This window comes from Dermacoccus sp. 147Ba (assembly GCF_004151355.1).
GTDB lineage: Bacteria > Actinomycetota > Actinomycetes > Actinomycetales > Dermatophilaceae > Dermacoccus > Dermacoccus abyssi.
The window spans coordinates 297732-315632 of sequence record NZ_SEHL01000002.1 but is presented as its reverse complement, the minus strand read 5'-3'; the positions used below and the strand labels follow the sequence as shown (position 1 = coordinate 315632).

The 17901-nt window shown below is 65.8% G+C and carries 15 protein-coding genes; 2 read left to right on the top strand and 13 right to left on the bottom strand.

Annotation, left to right across the window (positions count from 1 at the left end):
• Positions 1-29: 29 nt before the first annotated feature.
• The 8 genes from EVU97_RS03750 to EVU97_RS03715 all read right to left on the bottom strand — a co-directional run bounded on the left by EVU97_RS03750 (position 30) and on the right by EVU97_RS03715 (position 8887).
• Positions 30-443: a hypothetical protein gene (locus EVU97_RS03750; RefSeq protein WP_129663620.1), complete on the bottom strand. Its 414-nt coding sequence runs from the start codon at positions 441-443 to the stop codon at positions 30-32.
• A 164-nt stretch (positions 444-607) separates the two neighbouring features.
• A complete protein-coding gene (locus tag EVU97_RS03745; protein ID WP_118915104.1) occupies positions 608-2065 on the bottom strand; it encodes an amino acid permease in 1458 nt (485 codons plus the stop codon).
• Positions 2066-2235: 170 nt separating this feature from the next.
• Positions 2236-3606 (bottom strand): cation:dicarboxylate symporter family transporter, encoded by a 1371-nt coding sequence (locus tag EVU97_RS03740; RefSeq protein WP_129663618.1) that lies wholly within the window; start codon positions 3604-3606, stop codon positions 2236-2238.
• Between the two features lie 123 nt (positions 3607-3729).
• Positions 3730-4863 (bottom strand): methyltransferase domain-containing protein, encoded by a 1134-nt coding sequence (locus tag EVU97_RS03735; protein ID WP_129663615.1) that lies wholly within the window; start codon positions 4861-4863, stop codon positions 3730-3732.
• Between the two features lie 11 nt (positions 4864-4874).
• Complete coding sequence (locus tag EVU97_RS03730; RefSeq protein WP_047311626.1) at positions 4875-5156, bottom strand: acylphosphatase; 282 nt, start codon at positions 5154-5156, stop codon at positions 4875-4877.
• Entirely contained in the window at positions 5153-6199 is a 1047-nt protein-coding gene (locus tag EVU97_RS03725; protein ID WP_129663613.1) for a hemolysin family protein, read from the bottom strand. Before EVU97_RS03725 ends, EVU97_RS03730 begins: the two co-directional genes overlap by 4 nt.
• A complete protein-coding gene (locus EVU97_RS03720; RefSeq protein ID WP_129663611.1) occupies positions 6196-7572 on the bottom strand; it encodes a hemolysin family protein in 1377 nt (458 codons plus the stop codon). Before EVU97_RS03720 ends, EVU97_RS03725 begins: the two co-directional genes overlap by 4 nt.
• A gap of 130 nt (positions 7573-7702) precedes the next feature.
• Complete coding sequence (locus EVU97_RS03715) at positions 7703-8887, bottom strand: S1C family serine protease (RefSeq protein ID WP_129663609.1); 1185 nt, start codon at positions 8885-8887, stop codon at positions 7703-7705.
• 526 nt (positions 8888-9413) lie between these two features.
• On the opposite strand from EVU97_RS03715, the gene EVU97_RS14915 reads away from it, so the two are divergent.
• Positions 9414-9575 carry a hypothetical protein gene (locus EVU97_RS14915; protein ID WP_165357865.1) on the top strand — a complete coding sequence of 54 codons (162 nt, stop codon included), beginning with the start codon at positions 9414-9416 and terminating at the stop codon, positions 9573-9575.
• A 17-nt stretch (positions 9576-9592) separates the two neighbouring features.
• Here the strand turns inward: EVU97_RS14915 and EVU97_RS03710 are convergent, their stop codons facing one another.
• The gene (locus tag EVU97_RS03710; protein ID WP_129663608.1) at positions 9593-9781 is read right to left on the bottom strand and encodes a hypothetical protein; all 189 of its coding nucleotides are present in this window, start codon (positions 9779-9781) and stop codon (positions 9593-9595) included.
• Between the two features lie 103 nt (positions 9782-9884).
• Here EVU97_RS03710 and EVU97_RS15425 point away from each other — a divergent pair, with 103 nt between their 5' ends.
• Positions 9885-10418 carry a DUF1643 domain-containing protein gene (locus EVU97_RS15425; RefSeq protein WP_129663606.1) on the top strand — a complete coding sequence of 178 codons (534 nt, stop codon included), beginning with the start codon at positions 9885-9887 and terminating at the stop codon, positions 10416-10418.
• On the opposite strand, the gene EVU97_RS03700 is transcribed toward EVU97_RS15425, so the two are convergent.
• Genes EVU97_RS03700 through EVU97_RS03685 form a run of 4 tightly spaced genes read right to left on the bottom strand, consistent with a single transcriptional unit; the run spans position 10381 to position 17517 of the window.
• Positions 10381-11859 (bottom strand): hypothetical protein, encoded by a 1479-nt coding sequence (locus EVU97_RS03700; RefSeq protein ID WP_129663604.1) that lies wholly within the window; start codon positions 11857-11859, stop codon positions 10381-10383. The two genes, EVU97_RS15425 and EVU97_RS03700, sit on opposite strands and share 38 nt — an antisense overlap.
• A 9-nt stretch (positions 11860-11868) precedes the next feature.
• Positions 11869-12765 carry a toll/interleukin-1 receptor domain-containing protein gene (locus EVU97_RS03695; protein WP_129663602.1) on the bottom strand — a complete coding sequence of 299 codons (897 nt, stop codon included), beginning with the start codon at positions 12763-12765 and terminating at the stop codon, positions 11869-11871.
• Positions 12766-12778: 13 nt separating this feature from the next.
• A complete protein-coding gene (locus EVU97_RS03690; RefSeq protein WP_129663600.1) occupies positions 12779-15355 on the bottom strand; it encodes a DEAD/DEAH box helicase in 2577 nt (858 codons plus the stop codon).
• Positions 15355-17517, bottom strand: a complete 2163-nt coding sequence (locus EVU97_RS03685; protein WP_129663598.1) for a site-specific DNA-methyltransferase — start codon at positions 17515-17517, stop codon at positions 15355-15357. Before EVU97_RS03685 ends, EVU97_RS03690 begins: the two co-directional genes overlap by 1 nt.
• Positions 17518-17901: the final 384 nt, after the last annotated feature.

The following is a 17901-nucleotide window of genomic DNA, read 5'->3' as shown; positions in this document are numbered from 1 at the left end:
GTGCCGACAGGATCACAGGGAAGCAGGAATCACGCCGCGCTCGTCCAGAGCGGCACCTCCGCCAGCTTGTCGGGTGCCGCTACCATGACCGGCCACCGCAGGTACCCCTCCAGGGCAGCGGTGAGGGCGTCCGCCCACGATTCCTCGAACGGGGAGGCTCCGCTCGTTCCGCCGCGTTCGAGCAGGACGAGCGCTCCGGTGATGTCCGGCGACTCCTCAGCGATCGAACTGACGACGAGCGCGAGGTTGGCGACGGCGTCCGCGTCGGGACGTAGGGCGAGGCCGTCGATCTGGGTGAGTGCCTTGTGGACGCGGCCGTTCTCGTCGTGGAAGGCGAGCCAGAGGCTGCGCCCCTGTGGCCGGCTGGCACCGAGCACGTTCCGCCAGAACGCCGTGAGCGTCGATCGGGAGGTGATGGGGGCGTGGGCTGGATTGATCGTCATGCCTTCAGCGTGCGCCAAAACGCACCGAGCGTGCCGGGGGCCGTCCACAGCCCCGAACGGCCGTCACACCTGTGTACGAAGGGCAGCGATTCAGCGCCCCCGACAGGGCGACGGCCGCCCGCCACCGAAGTGAGCGGACGGCCGTCGTCGAACGGAGCAAGGGGTCAGCGGTGTGCTGCTGCTGCCCGCTTCTCGGCCACGACCTTGTCGGCGTGTTGGCCACGCAGGACGCGGTGTTCCGGCGTGTTGCGCACGAAGAGGTAACCGATCCCGATGAGGACGAACCACAGGGGCGTCCACAGCAGCGCCGTGAGGGTGCTCTCCTGCGTCGTCAGGGTCCACAGGACGAAGACGAAGAACACCATCGTGGCCACACACATGCCGATGCCGCCGGGCATCTTGAAGGTGCTCTCCTTGTGCAGGTGAGGACGACGGCGGCGGTAGGTGATGTAGCTGAGCAGGATGATCGTCCAGACGAACATGAAGCAGATCGCCGACACGGTGGTGATCATGTCGAAGGCCTCGGCAACACCGCCACCGGCGTAGAGCAGCGGAATGCCGATGAGCAGGAACACACAGCTGAACAGGAGCGCCGCGACCGGAACCTTGTTGCGTGACAGGCTCGAGAACGCCCGGGGTGCGTCCCCCTGACGGCTGAGGCCGTAGATCATGCGCGACGTCGAGTAGATGCCCGAGTTGGCCGAGGACGCCGCCGAGGTGAGGACGACGAAGTTCACGACACCCGCGGCTGCCGCGAGACCGGCGAGCGCGAACATCTTGACGAAGGGCGACTCGCCCGCCTTGAACTCCGTCCAGGGACGAACCGACATCAGCACGAAGAGGGCGCCGATGTAGAACAGCAGCATGCGGATCGGCACCGAGTTCACCGCGCGGGGGAGGTTGCGGTGCGGGTCCTTCGTCTCGGCGGCTGCCGTGCCGACGAGCTCGACACCGACGAACGCGAACACGGCGATCTGGAAGCCGGCCGCGAAGCCCATGAAGCCCTTGGGGAAGAAGCCGCCGTGGTCCCACAGGTTCGAGAACGCGGCCTTGGAACCGCCGGAGGAGAAGCCGGTGAACACCATGTACAGGCCGATGATGATGAGCGCCACGATGGCGACGATCTTGATGAGGGCGAACCAGAACTCGAGCTCACCGAAGGACTTCACCGAGGGCAGGTTCAGCGCCAGGAGAAGGAAGATAAGCGCCAGGCCGGGAATCCACAGGGGGAGATCAGGCCACCAGAACGCGACGTAACTTGCGATGGCGACGACATCGGCGATCGCGGTGGCGATCCAGCAGAACCAGTACGTCCACCCCGTGAAGTACGCGGCCCACGGGCCGAGGATGTCACCGGCGAAGTCCGCGAACGACTTGTACTCGAGGTTGCTCAGCAACAGTTCGCCCATGGCGCGCAGGACGAAGTACAGGAAGAAGCCGATGATCCCGTAGACGAGGATGACCGACGGGCCGGCGGCACTGATCGTGCGGCCGGAGCCCATGAAGAGGCCGGTGCCGATCGTTCCGCCGATGGCGATCAGTTGGATGTGGCGATTGCTGAGGCCGCGGGAGAGCTGTTCGCCCGCCACCTCCTCGTTCTGTGGTGCGACTGGGCTCGACACGTGGCCGCCTTTCGGACGTCGTCGGGGGAGTAGGGGTATCCCGCGACCCTACGGGCGGTGTGGCGTGGCCCACGTCGTCGACACCCGCGGTGCGCATATAGGTTCCATAACGATGCGATCCCGCCACCCTTCGCGGGTGACGGGATCGCATCGAAACCGGGGAGAACCGATCAGTGACGCGCTGAAGCCTCGCTGCCGTGATCCTCCATCGTCGAGTAGTCGAACGGCTCCTTGCCGTCCAGGACGATGTTGAGGCGCTCGCGGTCGATGGACTTGGTCCACGTGCCGACGAGAACCGTGGCGACGGAGTTGCCCGCGAAGTTCGTCAGCGCGCGAGCCTCGGACATGAAGCGGTCGATACCGACGATGACGCCGACGCCGTCAACGAGTTCGGGCTTGTGCGCGTGCAGGCCGCCGGCAAGGGTCGCGAGGCCCGCACCGGTAACACCTGCGGCCCCCTTGGACGCCACGATCATGAACAGGAGCAGACCGATCTGCTCACCCATCGACATCGGCATGTTCATGGCGTCGGCAATGAAGAGTGACGCCATCGTGAGGTAGATGGCCGTGCCGTCGAGGTTGAACGAGTAGCCGGTCGGTACGACGATGCCCACCGTGGAGCGGTCGACGCCGGCGTGCTCCATCTTCGCCATGAGGTTCGGCAGGGCCGACTCGGACGACGACGTCGCGACAATGAGGAGGAACTCGCGGGCGAGGTACTTGAGCAGCTTGAAGATGTTGACGCGAGCGACGAGCCACAGCAGTGCGCCGAGGATGACGAAGATGAAGAGAGCACAGGTGACGTAGAACCCGAACATCAGCTTGAGCATTTCACCGACGGCCTTGGCTCCGGATTCTCCGACGACCGCAGCCATGGCGCCGAATGCACCGATCGGGGCGAGCCACAGAACCATCGTCAGCACGCGGAAGACGATCTTCTGCAGGTAGGTGATACCGCGCAGCACCGGCTCGGCGTCGGCGCCCATCTTCTGGATGGCGAAGCCGACGAGCAGGGCGACGAACAGGGTCTGCAGGACGCTGTCGCCGGTGAGAGGGGAGAACAGAGTTGTTGGGATGATGTCGGCGATGAACCCGAGGAGGCCGTGGTCGGACTCCGACGCCTTTTCGACGTACTTGTCAGCCGAACCGGGGGTGATCTTGAGCCCGTGTCCCGGCTGGATGATGTTGCCGACGACGAGGCCGATGGCCAGTGCGAAGGTCGACATCGTGAGGAAGTACGCGAGGGCCAGACCGCCGGCCTTACCGACGGTGGCAGCCTTCCGCACCGAGCCGATACCCAGGACGATGGTGCAGAAGATGACCGGCGAAATCATCATCTTGATGAGATCGACGAACATCTCGCCGACAGGCTTCCACTCCTTGGCCGCGTCGGGAGCGACGAGACCAAAGATGATGCCGCCGATCACGGCGATGATGACGGCGATGTACAGCCAGTGGCTGCGATCCTTCTTCGGCGTCGAGGTCGAAGGCGCGGAGGGTGCTGACGCGTCGCGGGCGTCAGCGGGCAAGTTCTCGGGCACTCAGGGCTCCCAGGTGTGACGTGGGTGAAAGACCCCTCAATCTATTCTTGGCGATCCCTGAATCGGCGCAGCGGTTCGGGGCGCAGGAGCTTTGTATCCGAATGGTTATGCGGTCGACCGCATTCAGAGGCGACGGCGCAGGAGCACGGCCACCTCGGCGTGGTGGGTGTGCGGGAACATGTCGAACAGGCGCGCGGCGGTGACATCGAAGGAGGCGAGGTGTTCCAGATCGGCCGCGAGCGTCGTCGGGTTGCAGCTCGAATAGATGACGGTGTGCGCGCCGCTGCCGTCGAGCGTACGAGCCAGGTGCTCGCCGATACCCCGTCGCGGTGGGTTGACGACGACGAGGTCGGCGGAGTCTTCCGCAGGCACGTCGAGCACGCTCGCATCACCGACCTCGAACGTGACATCCCCTGCGGTGCTTCGCTCCGACGCAGCCAGGCGCGCGCTCTCCACCGCGGTGGGTTCGATCTCGACGCCGTGCACCCTCCGGTGCTCGCCGGCGAGGTGGAGTGCGAACCCGCCGACCCCGCAGTACAGGTCGAGGACGTTGCGCGCGTGCACCGCGTCGGCCCAGGCGGCGGCCTGTCGGTACAGGTCGCCGGCGACGTCGGTGTTCGTCTGGAGGAAGCTGCGATGACGCAGGTGCAGCGTGACGTCGCCCACCGGCAGACGCAGGGTCTGCTCCGGCGTCAGTGGGATCTCGAGGTCGCCCTCGACCACGGCCTTGTGCTCGGGATGGATGTTCGCCGAGACGGCGCGCACCTGGGGGAGGCGCTCGAGGAGAGCGGGCAACGCCTCGCGTAGACGCGGTACGTCGTCCTCGCTACGCAGGACGAAGCGCACCATGAGTTCGCCGTCGGTGTTCGCGGTGACGAGAACGAACTTGAGGGCACCCTCGCGACGTGTGACGTCGTAGGGGCGCAGCCCGGCATACGTGACGAAGCCTGCAAGATCGGGCACGACGTCCCAGATGGCTTCGTCCTGAATACCGCACTCACGCAGGTCGACCCCGGTTCCATCTGCGTCCGTGATGCCGAGTGTCGGCGCTTGCAGGGTGCCGCCGACGGCGAGCTTCGCCTTGGATCGGAACCGCGTCTCGGCCGATGCCCGCGCGGGTCGCCAGACACCGTCGGCGACCCGCGTGGCCAGCGTCTCGGCGACCCGAGCCTGCTTATTGCGAAGCTGCTCCGCGTAGGGAGTTTCGAGCAGGGTGCACGAGCGGCAGCGATGCCGGTCGAAGTAGACGCACTCCATCGAGGGGGCGATCAGCGCCGCACGGAGAAGTCGTCGACGGACTCGGGCGCCACATCGCGCACCTCGACGTCGTCGACACGTGCGGCGGACGGACCGTCGTGGCACCAGTCGACGAGGCTCTCGACGGCGTCGGGATCACCTTGGGCACGCACGTGCACCGAGCCGTCGTCGAGGTTCTCCACCCAGCCGACGAGGCCCAGTTCGCGGGCTCGGTCGGCCGTGTAGGCGCGGAACGAGACGCCTTGGACGTGGCCGGTGATCGTGAGGTCGACAGCGCGAGGGGAGGCGTTCATGCGTCCAACGGTACGTCGCTGGTCGCAGGCTCAGCGCGGGTGCCCACCTCCGCGGGGAACAGACCGCGCAAGGTGTCGGAGAGCGTGACGACGCCCACGAAGGAGCCTTCGCGGGTGACTTGGGCGAGGTGCTGGCGGCCTTCGCGCATTGCATGCATCGCCTTCGTCACCGGCGTGCTCTCGTCGAACGTTGCCGTGGGGTGGACGAGGTCGGCGATCGGTGCCGACGGTTCGCGCGAGACGGTGTCTCGGACGTGAACCGCACCTTCGTAATGACCGTTCGAACCGATGAGGACACGCAGGTGTCCCGCCTTCTGGGCGGTGTGCCAGACGTCCGCCGCGGTGGCGTCCTTCGAGACCGCGGTAATGGCGTGGTCGGGTCGTACGAGATCGGAAAGCGTCATCTCCCGCAGCGACAGAGCACCCCGGATGTGGCTGCTCGAGACCGGGTCGAGCGTGCCGGTCTCCGTCGAGTGCTCGACCAGTTGCTCCAGGCCCTCCGGGTCCTGGGCCGCGGCGACCTCGTCGGCCGGCTCGACGCCCATGCGGCGCAGAAGCCAGTTGGCGGCGCCGTTGAGGACGACGAGCAGCGGACGCGTGAAGAGCATGAAGCCGCGCATGGGCAGCGCGAGCAGCATCGCGGAACGCTCCGGGTGAGCAATGGCCCATGACTTCGGCATCATTTCGCCGACGACGAGGTGGATGAACGTCACGATGAACAGGGCAAGCACGAACGCGAGGACGTCGGCCACAGTGCTGGGCAGGCCGAGGTCAGCGAGGAGCGGCGTCAGTGCGTGGTGCACGGCCGGCTTCGACAGGGCACCGAGTGCCAGGGTGCACAGGGTGATGCCGAGCTGGGAGCCGGCGAGCAACAGCGTCAGGTCACCCGAACTGCGAAGAGCGGCGCGGGCGCTGCGGGAGGTGGCGGCGAGTTCTTCGAAGCGGTGGCGCTTCGCTGCGATGAGCGAGAACTCGACGGCCACGAAGAAGGCGCTGAGCGCCACGATCGCGACGCTGATGAGGATGAGGGCGGGGGTGCTCATGCGGCGTCACCTTCCGTCTCGTGGCGTGCATCGAGGGTGAGGCGCACCGTGTGCGGCACGCGGTTCTCGGTGTCGATGACCTGGATGACGAGGAAACGCTCAGGCGGCGCGTCGTCGGAGGCGTACTCGCCCGGGTCAACGGGCAGCGGAACCTCGACGGTGACGCCGTCCTCGACGAAGCCGCCGTTGTAGGCCATGGCCACGCCGCCGACGGTTTCGAAGTCGCCGGGCGGCATGAGGATGTCGAGCGAACGCTCGACCTCGTCGGTGGGCGTGCCGCCGGGGCAGATCCACGCGTCGTCGTCACCGGTCTCGTCCTCGACGATGGCCGTGAGGTCGTCGGGGTCGTGCTCGTCCTCGATCTCGCCGACGATTTCCTCGGCGAGGTCCTCGGTCGACAGCACGCCGGCGAAGCCACCGAACTCGTCGACGACGATGGCGAGGGTGCGGCGCTCGGCTCGCATGGCCGCGAGCGCCTCGGGGAGCACGGTGAACGATGAGATGAGGAACGCGGGTCGCATGATCTCGCTGACCTCGCGCTCGTCGTCCGACGGGAGCGTGAGCACGTCGAGGAGTTCGACGACTCCGACGACGTCGTCGTTGTCGAGCACGGGGTAGCGCGTGTGGCCGCCCTCCATGAGCTGTCGGATCTCGCGGACGGGGGTGTCGGCCTGGACGACGTCGACGCGGGCACGCGGGATCATTGCGTGACCGGCGGGGCGCTGGGGGAACTCGAGGGCGCGGTCGATCATGTCGGACAGTTCCTCGGGCAGCTCGGAGCCGCGGGACTCGCCGACGATGTGCTTGAGGTCGCGCAGGGTCGCCGAGTGCTCGACGTCGTGCACGGGCTCGATGCGCAGGAGCTTGAGCAGAGCCTCGGAGGCACGATCGAAGAGCCAGATGAGCGGCTTGAAGACGCGCAGGTACGCGAGCGTCGAACCGGCGAGGCGGTCGGAGACCTGCTCCGGGCGTGCGATGGCGTAGTTCTTGGGGAACAACTCGCCGAGCACCATCTGGATGATGGTCGACAGCAGGAGCGCGACGACGGCACCGACGACGGCGGCGAACGCCTTCGATATGCCGGCTGCAGAGCCCATGTCGCGGATCGCGCCACCGATGAGTGGTTCGGCGACGTAACCGACGACCAGACCGGTGACGGTGATGCCGAGCTGAGCGCCGCTCAACATGAACGAGGTGCTGCGGGTCACCTGGAGCGTCTTGGCGGCTCTGTCGTCGCCGCCCTTGGCTCGTGCTGCGGTGCGGGAACGGTCGACGGCCATGAACGCGAATTCCTGGGCGACGAACCAGCCGGTGAACGCGGTGATGACCAGAACGATCACGATGCCGGCGAGAAGGGAAAGGGCTGGGCCCATGATGATCGAGAATGCCTCACGGTGGGGGAACGGTCGATGGCACAACGGTACTGGATCGACGGGGGTTCCCATGCCTCGCTGCTGAGCGCGCGGTCACCGTCGAAACGGCCCGCCCGCTTCTCCCGGGCCCTCAGTTCGTCGTCGCCTTCTGCAACGTGACGGTTGCCGTGCGGGTCACGCCGGAGGTGTCGGTCCACGTCACCTTCATGGAGTCGCCGGGGTAGTGGCCGTCCATGACATCGGCCAGATCACCCGTGTCGGAGATGGTTGTGCCGTCCAAGGCGGTGATGACGTCGCCGGCCGCCAGGCCCGTGGATGCCGTGGCCGACCCACTCTGGACGTTCTGCACCGTGACCCCGCTCGACCCGCCGTAGGGCGTCATCCCGCCGCGGCTCGAGCCGCTCGGCACGACGGCGATACCCAGAGCGGCACGGTGACCGATGTGGTTCGTCGATGTCTTCGTTCCGGCCAGGATGGTGTCGGCCAGCGACTTCGCCTGGGTGATCGGAATCGCGTAGCCCTCCGCGCTGCGCGCGTCCGCGTTGCCGTAGGCGGTGAGGGAGTTGCTGGAGGCTGCGGCGGTGTCGATGCCAATGACTTCGCCGTCCGCGTCGAAGAGCGGGCCACCCGAGTAGCCACCCACGATGGGCGCGCTCGTCTGGATGAGACCGGTCAGTTCCTCGGAGGAGTCGAGCGCCGTCGAATCGCTCGCCGTGATCGAGCGGTCGGTGGCGGTGACGAGTCCGCTCGCGGCGTACAGCACGCCCTCGCCACCGCCCTGGCCGACGGCCAGTACCTTCTCGGAGACCTTCACGCCGTCGGTGTCGAGGCGCACGGTGGCCAGGTTGCTTGCGCCCTTGAGCTTGAGCACGGCGATGTCGTGTGACGCGTCATGTCCGACCACCTCGGCTGTGTACTTCTGCCCGCCGGGCACCGTGACGCGGATCTGGGTGGAGCCCTCGACGACGTGGTAGTTCGTCAGGACGGTGCCGTCAGAGCGCAGCACCATGCCGCTGCCGGCGCCTTCGCCGTTCGTCGTCACGGTGTCGATCATGACGACGCCTCGCTGCTGGGCCTCGGTAGCGGTCGTGGACGTGCCGCTCGTCGAGCTGGCGCTCGTACCGGACGCTCCGTCGTCGCCGTTCCAGCCGTTGCCAGCGCTGGAGCTGTCGGGAAGGAAGCTCGTTCCCGACGAGCCCGCGATGCGCGTCACCGGCAGGAGATCACCGAGGTTGTCGTGCGCCACGACGGCGGCCGGGGCGGCAAGCGCTGCCGTGGTGAGTACGGTGATGCCGACGATCGTGGTGGTGCGCATGGGGTGCTCCTCGGAACGTGCCTGGGGTGATGGTGACCAGACAACCGGGGGTAGCCATGGCGTACCTGGCTCGTTCCTGTGCCTCAGCTATGTTCGCGCCCGCATGCGCAATAGAACACGTGAGCGCCCCTCACCACCGTGGGAATCGGTCGTGAGGGGCGCCCACCCGTGACAGCTAGCGCCCGGGTTGCTCGGTTTTGACGCCGAATGCTGACGGCCCGAGCTCAACAGCATGAGCGTGAGGCGCGCGTTCTGACGCGCGCCTCACGCTCATGTGTGGGTGTGGCGGTGCAGGTGGGGAGTGACCTTCCGCAGTTGACATGAGACACGTAACTAGGGGTTATCTCAGAATGACTGCGCAAGTCGGATTGGTTGCCTCGCACTCTAGATGAGACTTCCGTAGCGCATCCAACCCCCACGTGACGGGCCGCTACTGCTAGTCCAGCACCCACAGTACGCCGAGCACCAGCCCGACCGACTACGAACTCCTGTCGAATGTCGGTCCACCTGGCTACATTCCAGGCGCATGAGAGCGACCAATCAGCAGACCCTGATCTCCGCCGTCTTCGAGGCAGCCGAGCGCGCCAAAAACGACCTCACCCAACTCGTGCCCGATCTCGACCGTGACCGCGCTGAGTACGCCGTTGCAAGCGTGCTGCTGGAGGAGGCGTGGGTCGCGCAAAGGTAGCGGCCAAGAGCAGGCGCTCAGGCGCGAGGAGTCGCCCCACCGTCCGCGAAGCCGGGGAACGTCCGGATGTCCCGCTTGGGCTCGGGAAGGCTGTCACGACGGCGCTGAGCCTCGGCGCGGCGGTCTTCTCGGTCCTCGGCCTCGAAGACCTCGGCAAGCGCCTCCAGATCGGCCTGGAGGGAGTCGTTGGGGTGCTGTTGGGTCATGACAATCCCTCCTGAGGTGGGCTTGCGTGGCTGAGGCGCTATTGAGCGTAGGCACACAGGTGTCCGATCCAGGAACGGCGAGCAGCACGGCTAGGCTGACCTGATGGCTGAGCGCGGGACACTGCTGGTGGTGGGGAGCAATCCGCCCGCCCGGACCAGCGGTCAACGCACTCTGGCCCGCGTCCAGCAGGCAGCGACGATCCTTGGCTTCGAGCAAGCCGTCCTCGCCAACCTCTTCGCGCTTCCGACCTACCGCAGTGGCGGCATCGCTGATCTCGGAAGGACCCCAGACGGCTGGTTGGACGCCCGCTCCGTTCTTGTCTCTTGCCTCGATGACTGCGACGGGGTGCTGCTGGCGTACGGCACCCAGGAGCCCAGCGGTGAGGCTCGGGTCCATCACCGGGAACAGGTTCGCTGGCTGGACGAGCAGATCGAGGAGCGCTCCGTTCCGACTTGGTGGGTTGGCGGCGCTCCGCGCCACCCGTCCCGGTGGCAGCGGCACACCTGGAGGGCGTTCGGGGGAACGCCCTTTCCAGAGGCGTTGCGCAAGACCCTCGTGTCCCGTGAGCACCACGCTCTTGCCGACCCAGGGGAACTAACTAATAACGGCGAGTGCTTGCGACGTAGGCACGCATGAGTTCCACCGCATCATCGACCCTCTGAATGGGGATCGTGAACTGACCGTCGAAGCGCTTCCCGATCCCCTCTGCGGTCAACGACCAAGTTGCTGTCAACTCCGTCGATGCCGGGTCCAGAACAACCAGGACGAGTTCGTCGTCGCCACTAGTCCAGAGCGTGGAGGGACGCAGGGCAGAAGGCGTCAGCACGACCATCACCGAGCCGTCCGCATTGTTGGTCCAGTCGACCTCGGGGTTCGCAATCGAAGGCCGGAACGCTTGATAGTCCAATAAGTCGGGCAGGGCCATCCCGTACGGGCCGGTGGGTGGTCCTGGCTTGTCCACGAACGGGAGCACCTTGTGGGCCTTCAGGTCGTCCGCGTCCTGGGGCTCGATGGCACGAGCCCCGTCGATCGTTACAACCATTTGGGGCTTGGATAGGTAACTGGCGGCCCGGTTCTCGACGGCGAACCTAATACGCTCGGCAGTCGCAGAACAGAGGTTCTCCCGGCACTCAGGCCAGCGATTCCACCAGCGCTCTTCCCGCTCCTTGATGATCTCCTCGGTGTCACGAGAAACTTCGGGCTCCGGCGAGCCGAACAGACTGCCCGGCATCCGCCATTGGGGGGCCAGCGAAGTCATGGTCTTCATGATCGACTCCACCGCCGACTCGCTCAGGAAGCGCGTCGGGTCCCCCACTGGTCTTTCAGCCGCCCACTTCTTACGCGCCTCCTCGGCCTTCTTCCTGGCGCTCTCCTCCGCCTCTCGCTTCTCCTCTTCGGCCTTCTGCCTCGTGCGCTCCGATTTCGCAGCAATGATGTCCCGCAGACCCGAGTCTGTATCGACCACCAGGAGTGCGCGTCCCAGCACGTCGAAGTCGATGGCCACCTCCGGTGTGAGGGGAGCGCCTCGCCTCAGGAGGGCCTGTACCTCGCTGGCCAACGCCTTGCGGGTCCGAGACTTGTCCCGGACATAGATGTCGCCGTTAGCGAGTGCGAACTTTGCGTCCGCCTTTTCGGCGGGCTGGAAGTCCTTATGGCAGGGGAAGAGCGGCTGGCCGTCCGATGGTGGCTCCACCAACACGAAGAGCACTTCGTGCGTATCCGAGGTCGGGAGCCGAGCCAAGTCCCAGCGCGGCCCATTGGGTCCGAGGTAGGGCTTCAGCCTGTCCGCCAGTTCGTGCGCTTCGACGCCCTTCGGGATGCCCGGAGCCTGACCCTTCTCTGCTCCAACGACCATGACCCCGTAGCCCTTGAAGTAACCTGCCGCCACAGCGGGCATTCGATTGGCCACGCCGAGGATGAACTTGGCGATCTTGGCTACCCCGGAGCCCTTCTTGCTCGGGTCGATGTCGCTCTTGGCCTCCAGCCCGAGATACTCAGCCGCGTCCCCCTCGGCCACAACTGCGTCCAGAATCTGGCGCAGTCGTGCCTCTCCAATCGGGGCGAAGTCAGTCTCCATCTCTGCGTCCTACGAGTCCGATGATGAGGAATCGAACCGGGTCGCCAGCCTGTCGAGCGCTGAAGCCACGCTCATCTCATGCTTGCGCCTAGCCTCTGCCTCGGCATCGGCCCGTGCCTTATGGCGGCGCATGATCTCGTCGTACTGCTTGTTCGTCTCTTCTACGGCTAGTTGGAGAGTGTCGAGGTGGTACCTCTCCACCTCTTCGAGCGTCGTCCCATTCAAGACGAAGGCGTTGCCGGAGACTGAGCCGATCCCGGGTCGGTGCATGGTCGAGAACTGAGGCGGGCGGTCCCAGTTCTGAACCATGAGTTGGCCCCACGTGCTGTCCGTGCGGCGCGAGAGCAGCACCGGCACCCTGTAGAGCGCTGAGCCAGGAGTGCCGTCGTTACGTGGTGCAGTGATCCCCTGCGCGTCGATGCCCACGATCCGGATGGGGCCGTCCTCAGCCTTCGAGGGGACGGCGGGCTGGGGCTTTGTCCGGCGCGTCGGGATGATGCGGGACGGGGAGATGTGCGCCGCCATGTCCCGGGCCAGTCTCTCCTTGATCCCCATAGCATCGAGCCCGGTTGCATCGAGGAAGAACTTGTCCACCAACGTCGGTGGCATCTGAGCCCCCTCAATGCGCACGGGGAGCACCTTGACGCCCTTCGCCGCGAGTTCGCCCGTCATGGCCAGCGAGACCTCCTTTCGGCACCACTGGCTGTCTCGGCTCGCGTTGGAGATGAACGCCACCACGAAATCCACCTGGTCGATGGCCTCCGAGATGCGCTCGATCAGAGAGTCCCCGACCTTCAGGTCCCACTCGTCCAACCAGACGTGGAACCCATCGGCTTGAAGATGCTCTGCCACCGACCGAACCAACTCTTGGTCCTGGTGGGAGTAACTGATGAAGGCGGAAGTCACGTGCCCACTCCTCTCAGTAGTCGCTCGCCACGCCGGACTCGTAGAGCCCCTTGGCCGTCTTGGCGTCCCGGATGGCCTGCCGGACGTGGTGCTTGGTCAGGTCGAGGACGCGCATGGTTCCTGCGGTCTCGGCCACGGACTCGATCCTGCGGAACTCGCCGTGGTACTTCTCCGCGAACGCCGCCAGGCCGCGCAGTTTGGGCAGGGCGTCGGAGAGGTGATGGCCGTGGGGGTCCACGAGGTCCGCGACGACCTGGCCGGTGTGGTCGGTGCCGAAGAAGATGAAGTCGGGACGGACTGCCTTCCAGGTGCCAGAGTCCTCGCGGTAGGCGATGGCGAGCGACTCCTTGGTGGCACGGGCGGGGTTGCGGTACCAGCCCTTGAAGCCGGGCTGCTTGGCCTCGGAATCCAGGACCTTGCGCTCCCACTCGTTGAGGGTGATCGGGTAGGAGCCGTCCTCAGCCGCCATGAGGTGCATGAGGCGGGTCTCCAACGGGCTCTCGGTCCCGTCCTTATCACGCACCATCGTCTCGGCCTGGGCTGCCTTGGGCACGGTCAGGGAGATGCGTTCAGGTTGGGTGGACATGCCCTCCAGTCGGTCGTACTCCGCCTGCCGCTCGTCCGAAAGACCCTTGCGGGCCACACGGGTCTGGTTGAGCCAGGTCCGCGCGAGATCGTCGGCCTCGGACTCCACAGCCTCTGCGATCTCAGCCACCCGCCCGAGCGAAGCGACAGTGATGTTGGCCTCCAGGAGGTCGTCATCATCACCGTCCGGGCCGACCAGGTGGTCGACGTAGGACGAGCACAGGGCGGGGCTCAGGACGCGCGCAGCGGCCCGGTAGGAGTCCTCGATGGCACGCGGGTCCGCCGACTCCTGGAACGACTTGTAGGAGAACCCGCCGCCGATCCGGCCCCGGGCCTCCTCACCGCTCATCGTGAGCACGTCCTGCCGGGCCTGAGCGACCTTCTCCTTGTGCTGCACCGCCCGACCGTCCAGCACAGCGTGGAGGTGCTTGTGGGCCTTCTCCACCGCCTCCTCGACCAGGCTGTCCTTGGACAGCGCCGTGGCCAGCGCGGTGAGCCTGCGGATCGGCTTGACGCCCTTCTTGGGGATCGTCACCGAGGGAAGGGCGGCGAAGGTCTCCCAGACCTCCGCAGGCACCTTCGGGTTGGGGTGCAGGTCCACCGGGTCGAACAGCACGCGGCGACCCTCGCCACCTCCGGTGTCGCTGTCCTCCTCGTCCTTGGAGGTCGCTCCCTTCATCAGCATCTCGGCCACGCCCGTGGCGGTCTTGCGGTCAAAGAACGGCAGCAGGCAGTCCACCGAGTTCAGCAACTCATTGCCCGGGATACGTCGTGCCAGCGGGGTGCGGATCATCCGCCCCAGCAACTGGGTGATGTGGGTCCGGTCCTTCGCAGGACGCATCGAGACCAGCACCTCAGCGCGCGGGCAGTCCCAGCCCGTGGAGATCGCAGACTTCGCCAGCAGCACCCGCACGTGCTTTGCGTCCTGCACCTGCTGCGGCTCGATGTAGGGCACACCCTGCTGGCCGACCAGCAGGTCCTGGTGCTCACCGAAGACGTTGGCCACGGCGTCGGGGCCGAGTTCGGGCCAGGCGTCGTAGATCGTGTCCAGCGTCCGCACGAGCGTCTCGTGGGTGGGCTTGTCACCCACCTGCACCACCAGCAGCGGGATGACCGGATCGGCCTCCTCCTGCTCATCGGCATACGCCAGCCACGCCGCCGTCGAGGCCCGGACCTTCTCCACTGCCCGACGCAGGAGCACCGTGTCGAAGACCCCCTGCTCGGTCGGGATGCTCAGAACGATGTCGTCCTTCAACAGCCCCGACGCCTGCACCAGAGCGGAGTCCACCTCCACCGAAGGCAGCGCAGTCCGACCCTTCGCGTCCTTCATCGCGGACTCGAACCGCTCCACCGTGGCCGAGATGCCGAACACCACCGGCATGGGCGGCACCGCGCCGTGGCCGTTGATCAGCCGCTGCACGATGGTGGAGCGGTCCTTACTCGTCGTCCCCATCCCACGGTGGGCTTCGTCCAGCACGAAGTACAGCGTGAGGTCCTTGTTCTCGACCGTGTTGGTGATCACGTCGTAGATCGAGGACTGCATCTCATCCGGACGCGGCTGGAACAGCCGCTCCTGCCCGGGCAGTGGGGTCGGCTCGCCTCGCACCAGGCGCGAGTTCTTCGACAACTTCTGCGTGTTCAGGAAGTACACGTGACCCGGACGCAACGAGGGCTCGGAGAACGTCGCCTCGATGACCCGCAGTCGCGAGTCCAACTCGCTCGCTGCCTCCTGCAACCGCGCCCGGCTCTGTTCGTTCAGCGATGGGTCATCGGAGAACCACAGCACGACCGCTCCAGCGTCGGCCTCAAAGTCGAACTCGTCGTTGCCAAAGAAGAGCGCCTCGATCACCGCAGCAGCCATCACGGTCTTGCCCGCGCCGGTCGTCGCCGTCAAAGAGAACTGTGACAGCGACCCGAAGCGGTGGTACATGTCCCGAGCCTGGTCCAAGTTCCGCAGCACGTCCCGGACAGCCTCGCCCTGGTAGTCCTTCAACGTGAAGCGCATCAGCGACCACCCCTCAGCATGAAGTTCTGCAAGTACGACTCGTACAGCCGCACCGGAAGCACCGCACTGGGCAAGTCGCGGCACACCATCTGGAACGCCGAGTCGTCGTCCGTGATGATGAACGCCGTGCTCACCAACTCCTCCTCAGCCACCCGGACCACGAAGTCTCCAGCCTGATCCAGGTTCTCCAGCACCCCGTACGTCTCGGCCACGTCCCAGCCGTCCTCACCCAGATCAGTGATGATCCGACCCTGCGACCCTGCTCTCATCCACAGCATCGGAGCGATCCGCTCAAAGGCGCGGTTGTGACGGACAGATAACGGGGCTTCGTAGGTCAACGTCAAGAAGGCGACGTTCTCCTCAAGCCCGTCACGCATCGGAAACTCGTGCGTGAACTTGTATTCACCCATGATCGGCTCCCCGTCCGGCGTCTGCCCGGTGATCGCGGCAGTCAGGCGCGGTTTGGTGATGTAGTCGCAGATGCCGAGCGCTTCCCAGTCGGGATCACTAGGACGTAGACCCTGCACTCGCAGGCCACGCTGCTCTTCAGCGCTGACCTCGTTGTTCGTGACCGAGATGCACTGGCGCGCGCCGCCATCTTGCTCGTTCAGCCGCATCACGGCGTGCGCGGTGGTGCCCGAACCTGCGAAGAAGTCGAGGACGATGGCCTCTTTCTTGTGGCCGACGACCAGGCGCAGCACATCCTCGACTGCAAACAGGGACTTGGGGAAGGGAAAGGTCCTCCCAGGAAGGAGAGCCTTCAAGACTCCGGTCCCCCCGTGTTCGGCACTGTGAGAGCGCACGTTCCACTGGGTCGGAGGAACCTTCGCCGCAGCGTCTTCGTAGTAAGCGATCACTGACCCGTCCTGCGCGAACCCTTCTACGACGGCTCGACCCGCTTCGATGTCCTTGATAACGCCCGTCTTCAGATATTGGATCACATACCGTTGTGGCTTGTCTGGCTGGGCAGCCCCGGCGCGGGCGTGTCCGGCCTCCAATCGGGCGCGGAAGGTCGAGCCGATTGCACCCCAGTTCATCTCCATACCGTCGTCCCTGATCGGGAAAACGGCGACACACCCCGGCCTTTGCGGGGCCGCACTTCTGTCGACGTGGTGTGGAAGCGGTGTCCCGATCTCTTCGATCCGCCCAGTCTTCTCGTTGACGTAGATGGGGTAGAACTGATTAGGCCCGCCCTTCTTGGTGCCCCGTGCAGAAGCAAGGTCTCGACGCCGAAACGTTTGCCAATCCAGACCGACGCGGGCTCCATCATCTTCCTTGGGGGAATGATCCGAAGGCTTGCTTCCCAGGTTCACGTCCGTGCTTGGGGTGATTGTCTGAGAACCAAACCGGACGATGAAGATGTATTCATCCACGCGCCGAAAACCCGCGGTTCGACCGGTGCCCTTCGGGTTGATGACTGTGGAGATCATCTGGGTCTGCGCCTCTGGGAAGGTCTGCTCCAGCAACATCCCGAGCCTCAGATACTCCTTCTCGTCAATCGTGACGATGAGAACGGAGTCCTCTGGGTTCAGTAGTTCCCGAGCCACCTCCAGCCGTCGCTGCATGAACGCCAGCCACTTGCTGTGCCGGTAGTCGTCATCTGATGCCACGTAGTTGTTGTTGTACTTCCAGTCCTTCGCACCCGTGTTGTACGGCGGGTCGATGTAGATGGCATCGACCTTGCCCCGATGGGTGTAGGTGAGCATCTCCAGAGCGTGGTAGTTCTCCGCGTTGATGACGGTGTGGAAGGGCCTGTCCCCACCGCGCTCCACTCGCCCCGTCTCCACGAGACCCGGGTAGATGCGGTCGTTGAACTCCGCGACCACCACCAGGTCGTCTGTGATGGCGACCTGGGTCTCTGGCTCCTCGGCATCGAGTTGCAGCAGGTGCGCGACTCGACCCCCGTCGACGCGCTCGATCCGCTCCACCCGCCAGAGCCGCTGGTCGCCCTGCTTGACCTCACCTCGGGGCGGGAGCACCCGCACCTTGTCGCCCCGACGCACCTCGCGCCCGGGCAACTCCACGGCCTCGGGCTGGTGCTGCTCAAAGACCAGGCCGAACGTCCGCCGCTTCATCAGCGCTGCGAACTCCTTCTCCAGGTCGTCACCGAGTTGCTTGTCGGCCTTCCGTGCCTGCCTCAGTAGTTCAGTCAGTCGCGACACCCGCTACGTCTCCTTCAAGGTATGCGAGTGCTCGAACTCGCTCTTTGTCATCGTAGGCAGCGGCACCGACAGAAGCCGGCAGGCGTGGCCGAGGGGCGGCGTTCCGTTCACTCACCTCGCTCCCTCCGTGAACAACCCGATTGCCGCGAGCGACCGCTGGCGACGCACGTCGGCCTTGGACGGGGTGGCTACGGCCTTGCGTCCGAGGAAGCGCGTGTAGCGCTCCCGGCCCTCGGTCAGCAGGTCACAGCGACGCTCATCGGGTGCGAGGGCTCTGGCCCGTGTCTCGCGGCCTTCTGGACCCATTCCTCGATCTGCCGGGGACTGAGAAAGCCCTCGGAGTCCCACATGCCCAGGCCGATGAGGACCGAGCGTGGGGAGTAG

Bases quoted from the DNA above. Each gene is read 5' to 3' on its own strand.
- EVU97_RS03750 (WP_129663620.1), bottom strand. From the start codon at position 443: ATGACGATCAATCCAGCCCACGCCCCCATCACCTCCCGATCGACGCTC.
- EVU97_RS03735 (WP_129663615.1), bottom strand. From the start codon at position 4,863: ATGGAGTGCGTCTACTTCGACCGGCATCGCTGCCGCTCGTGCACCCTG.
- EVU97_RS03730 (WP_047311626.1), bottom strand. From the start codon at position 5,156: ATGAACGCCTCCCCTCGCGCTGTCGACCTCACGATCACCGGCCACGTC.
- EVU97_RS03725 (WP_129663613.1), bottom strand. From the start codon at position 6,199: ATGAGCACCCCCGCCCTCATCCTCATCAGCGTCGCGATCGTGGCGCTC.
- EVU97_RS03720 (WP_129663611.1), bottom strand. From the start codon at position 7,572: ATGGGCCCAGCCCTTTCCCTTCTCGCCGGCATCGTGATCGTTCTGGTC.
- EVU97_RS03715 (WP_129663609.1), bottom strand. From the start codon at position 8,887: ATGCGCACCACCACGATCGTCGGCATCACCGTACTCACCACGGCAGCG.
- EVU97_RS14915 (WP_165357865.1), top strand. From the start codon at position 9,414: ATGAGAGCGACCAATCAGCAGACCCTGATCTCCGCCGTCTTCGAGGCA.
- EVU97_RS03710 (WP_129663608.1), bottom strand. From the start codon at position 9,781: ATGACCCAACAGCACCCCAACGACTCCCTCCAGGCCGATCTGGAGGCG.
- EVU97_RS15425 (WP_129663606.1), top strand. From the start codon at position 9,885: ATGGCTGAGCGCGGGACACTGCTGGTGGTGGGGAGCAATCCGCCCGCC.
- EVU97_RS03700 (WP_129663604.1), bottom strand. From the start codon at position 11,859: ATGGAGACTGACTTCGCCCCGATTGGAGAGGCACGACTGCGCCAGATT.
- EVU97_RS03690 (WP_129663600.1), bottom strand. From the start codon at position 15,355: ATGCGCTTCACGTTGAAGGACTACCAGGGCGAGGCTGTCCGGGACGTG.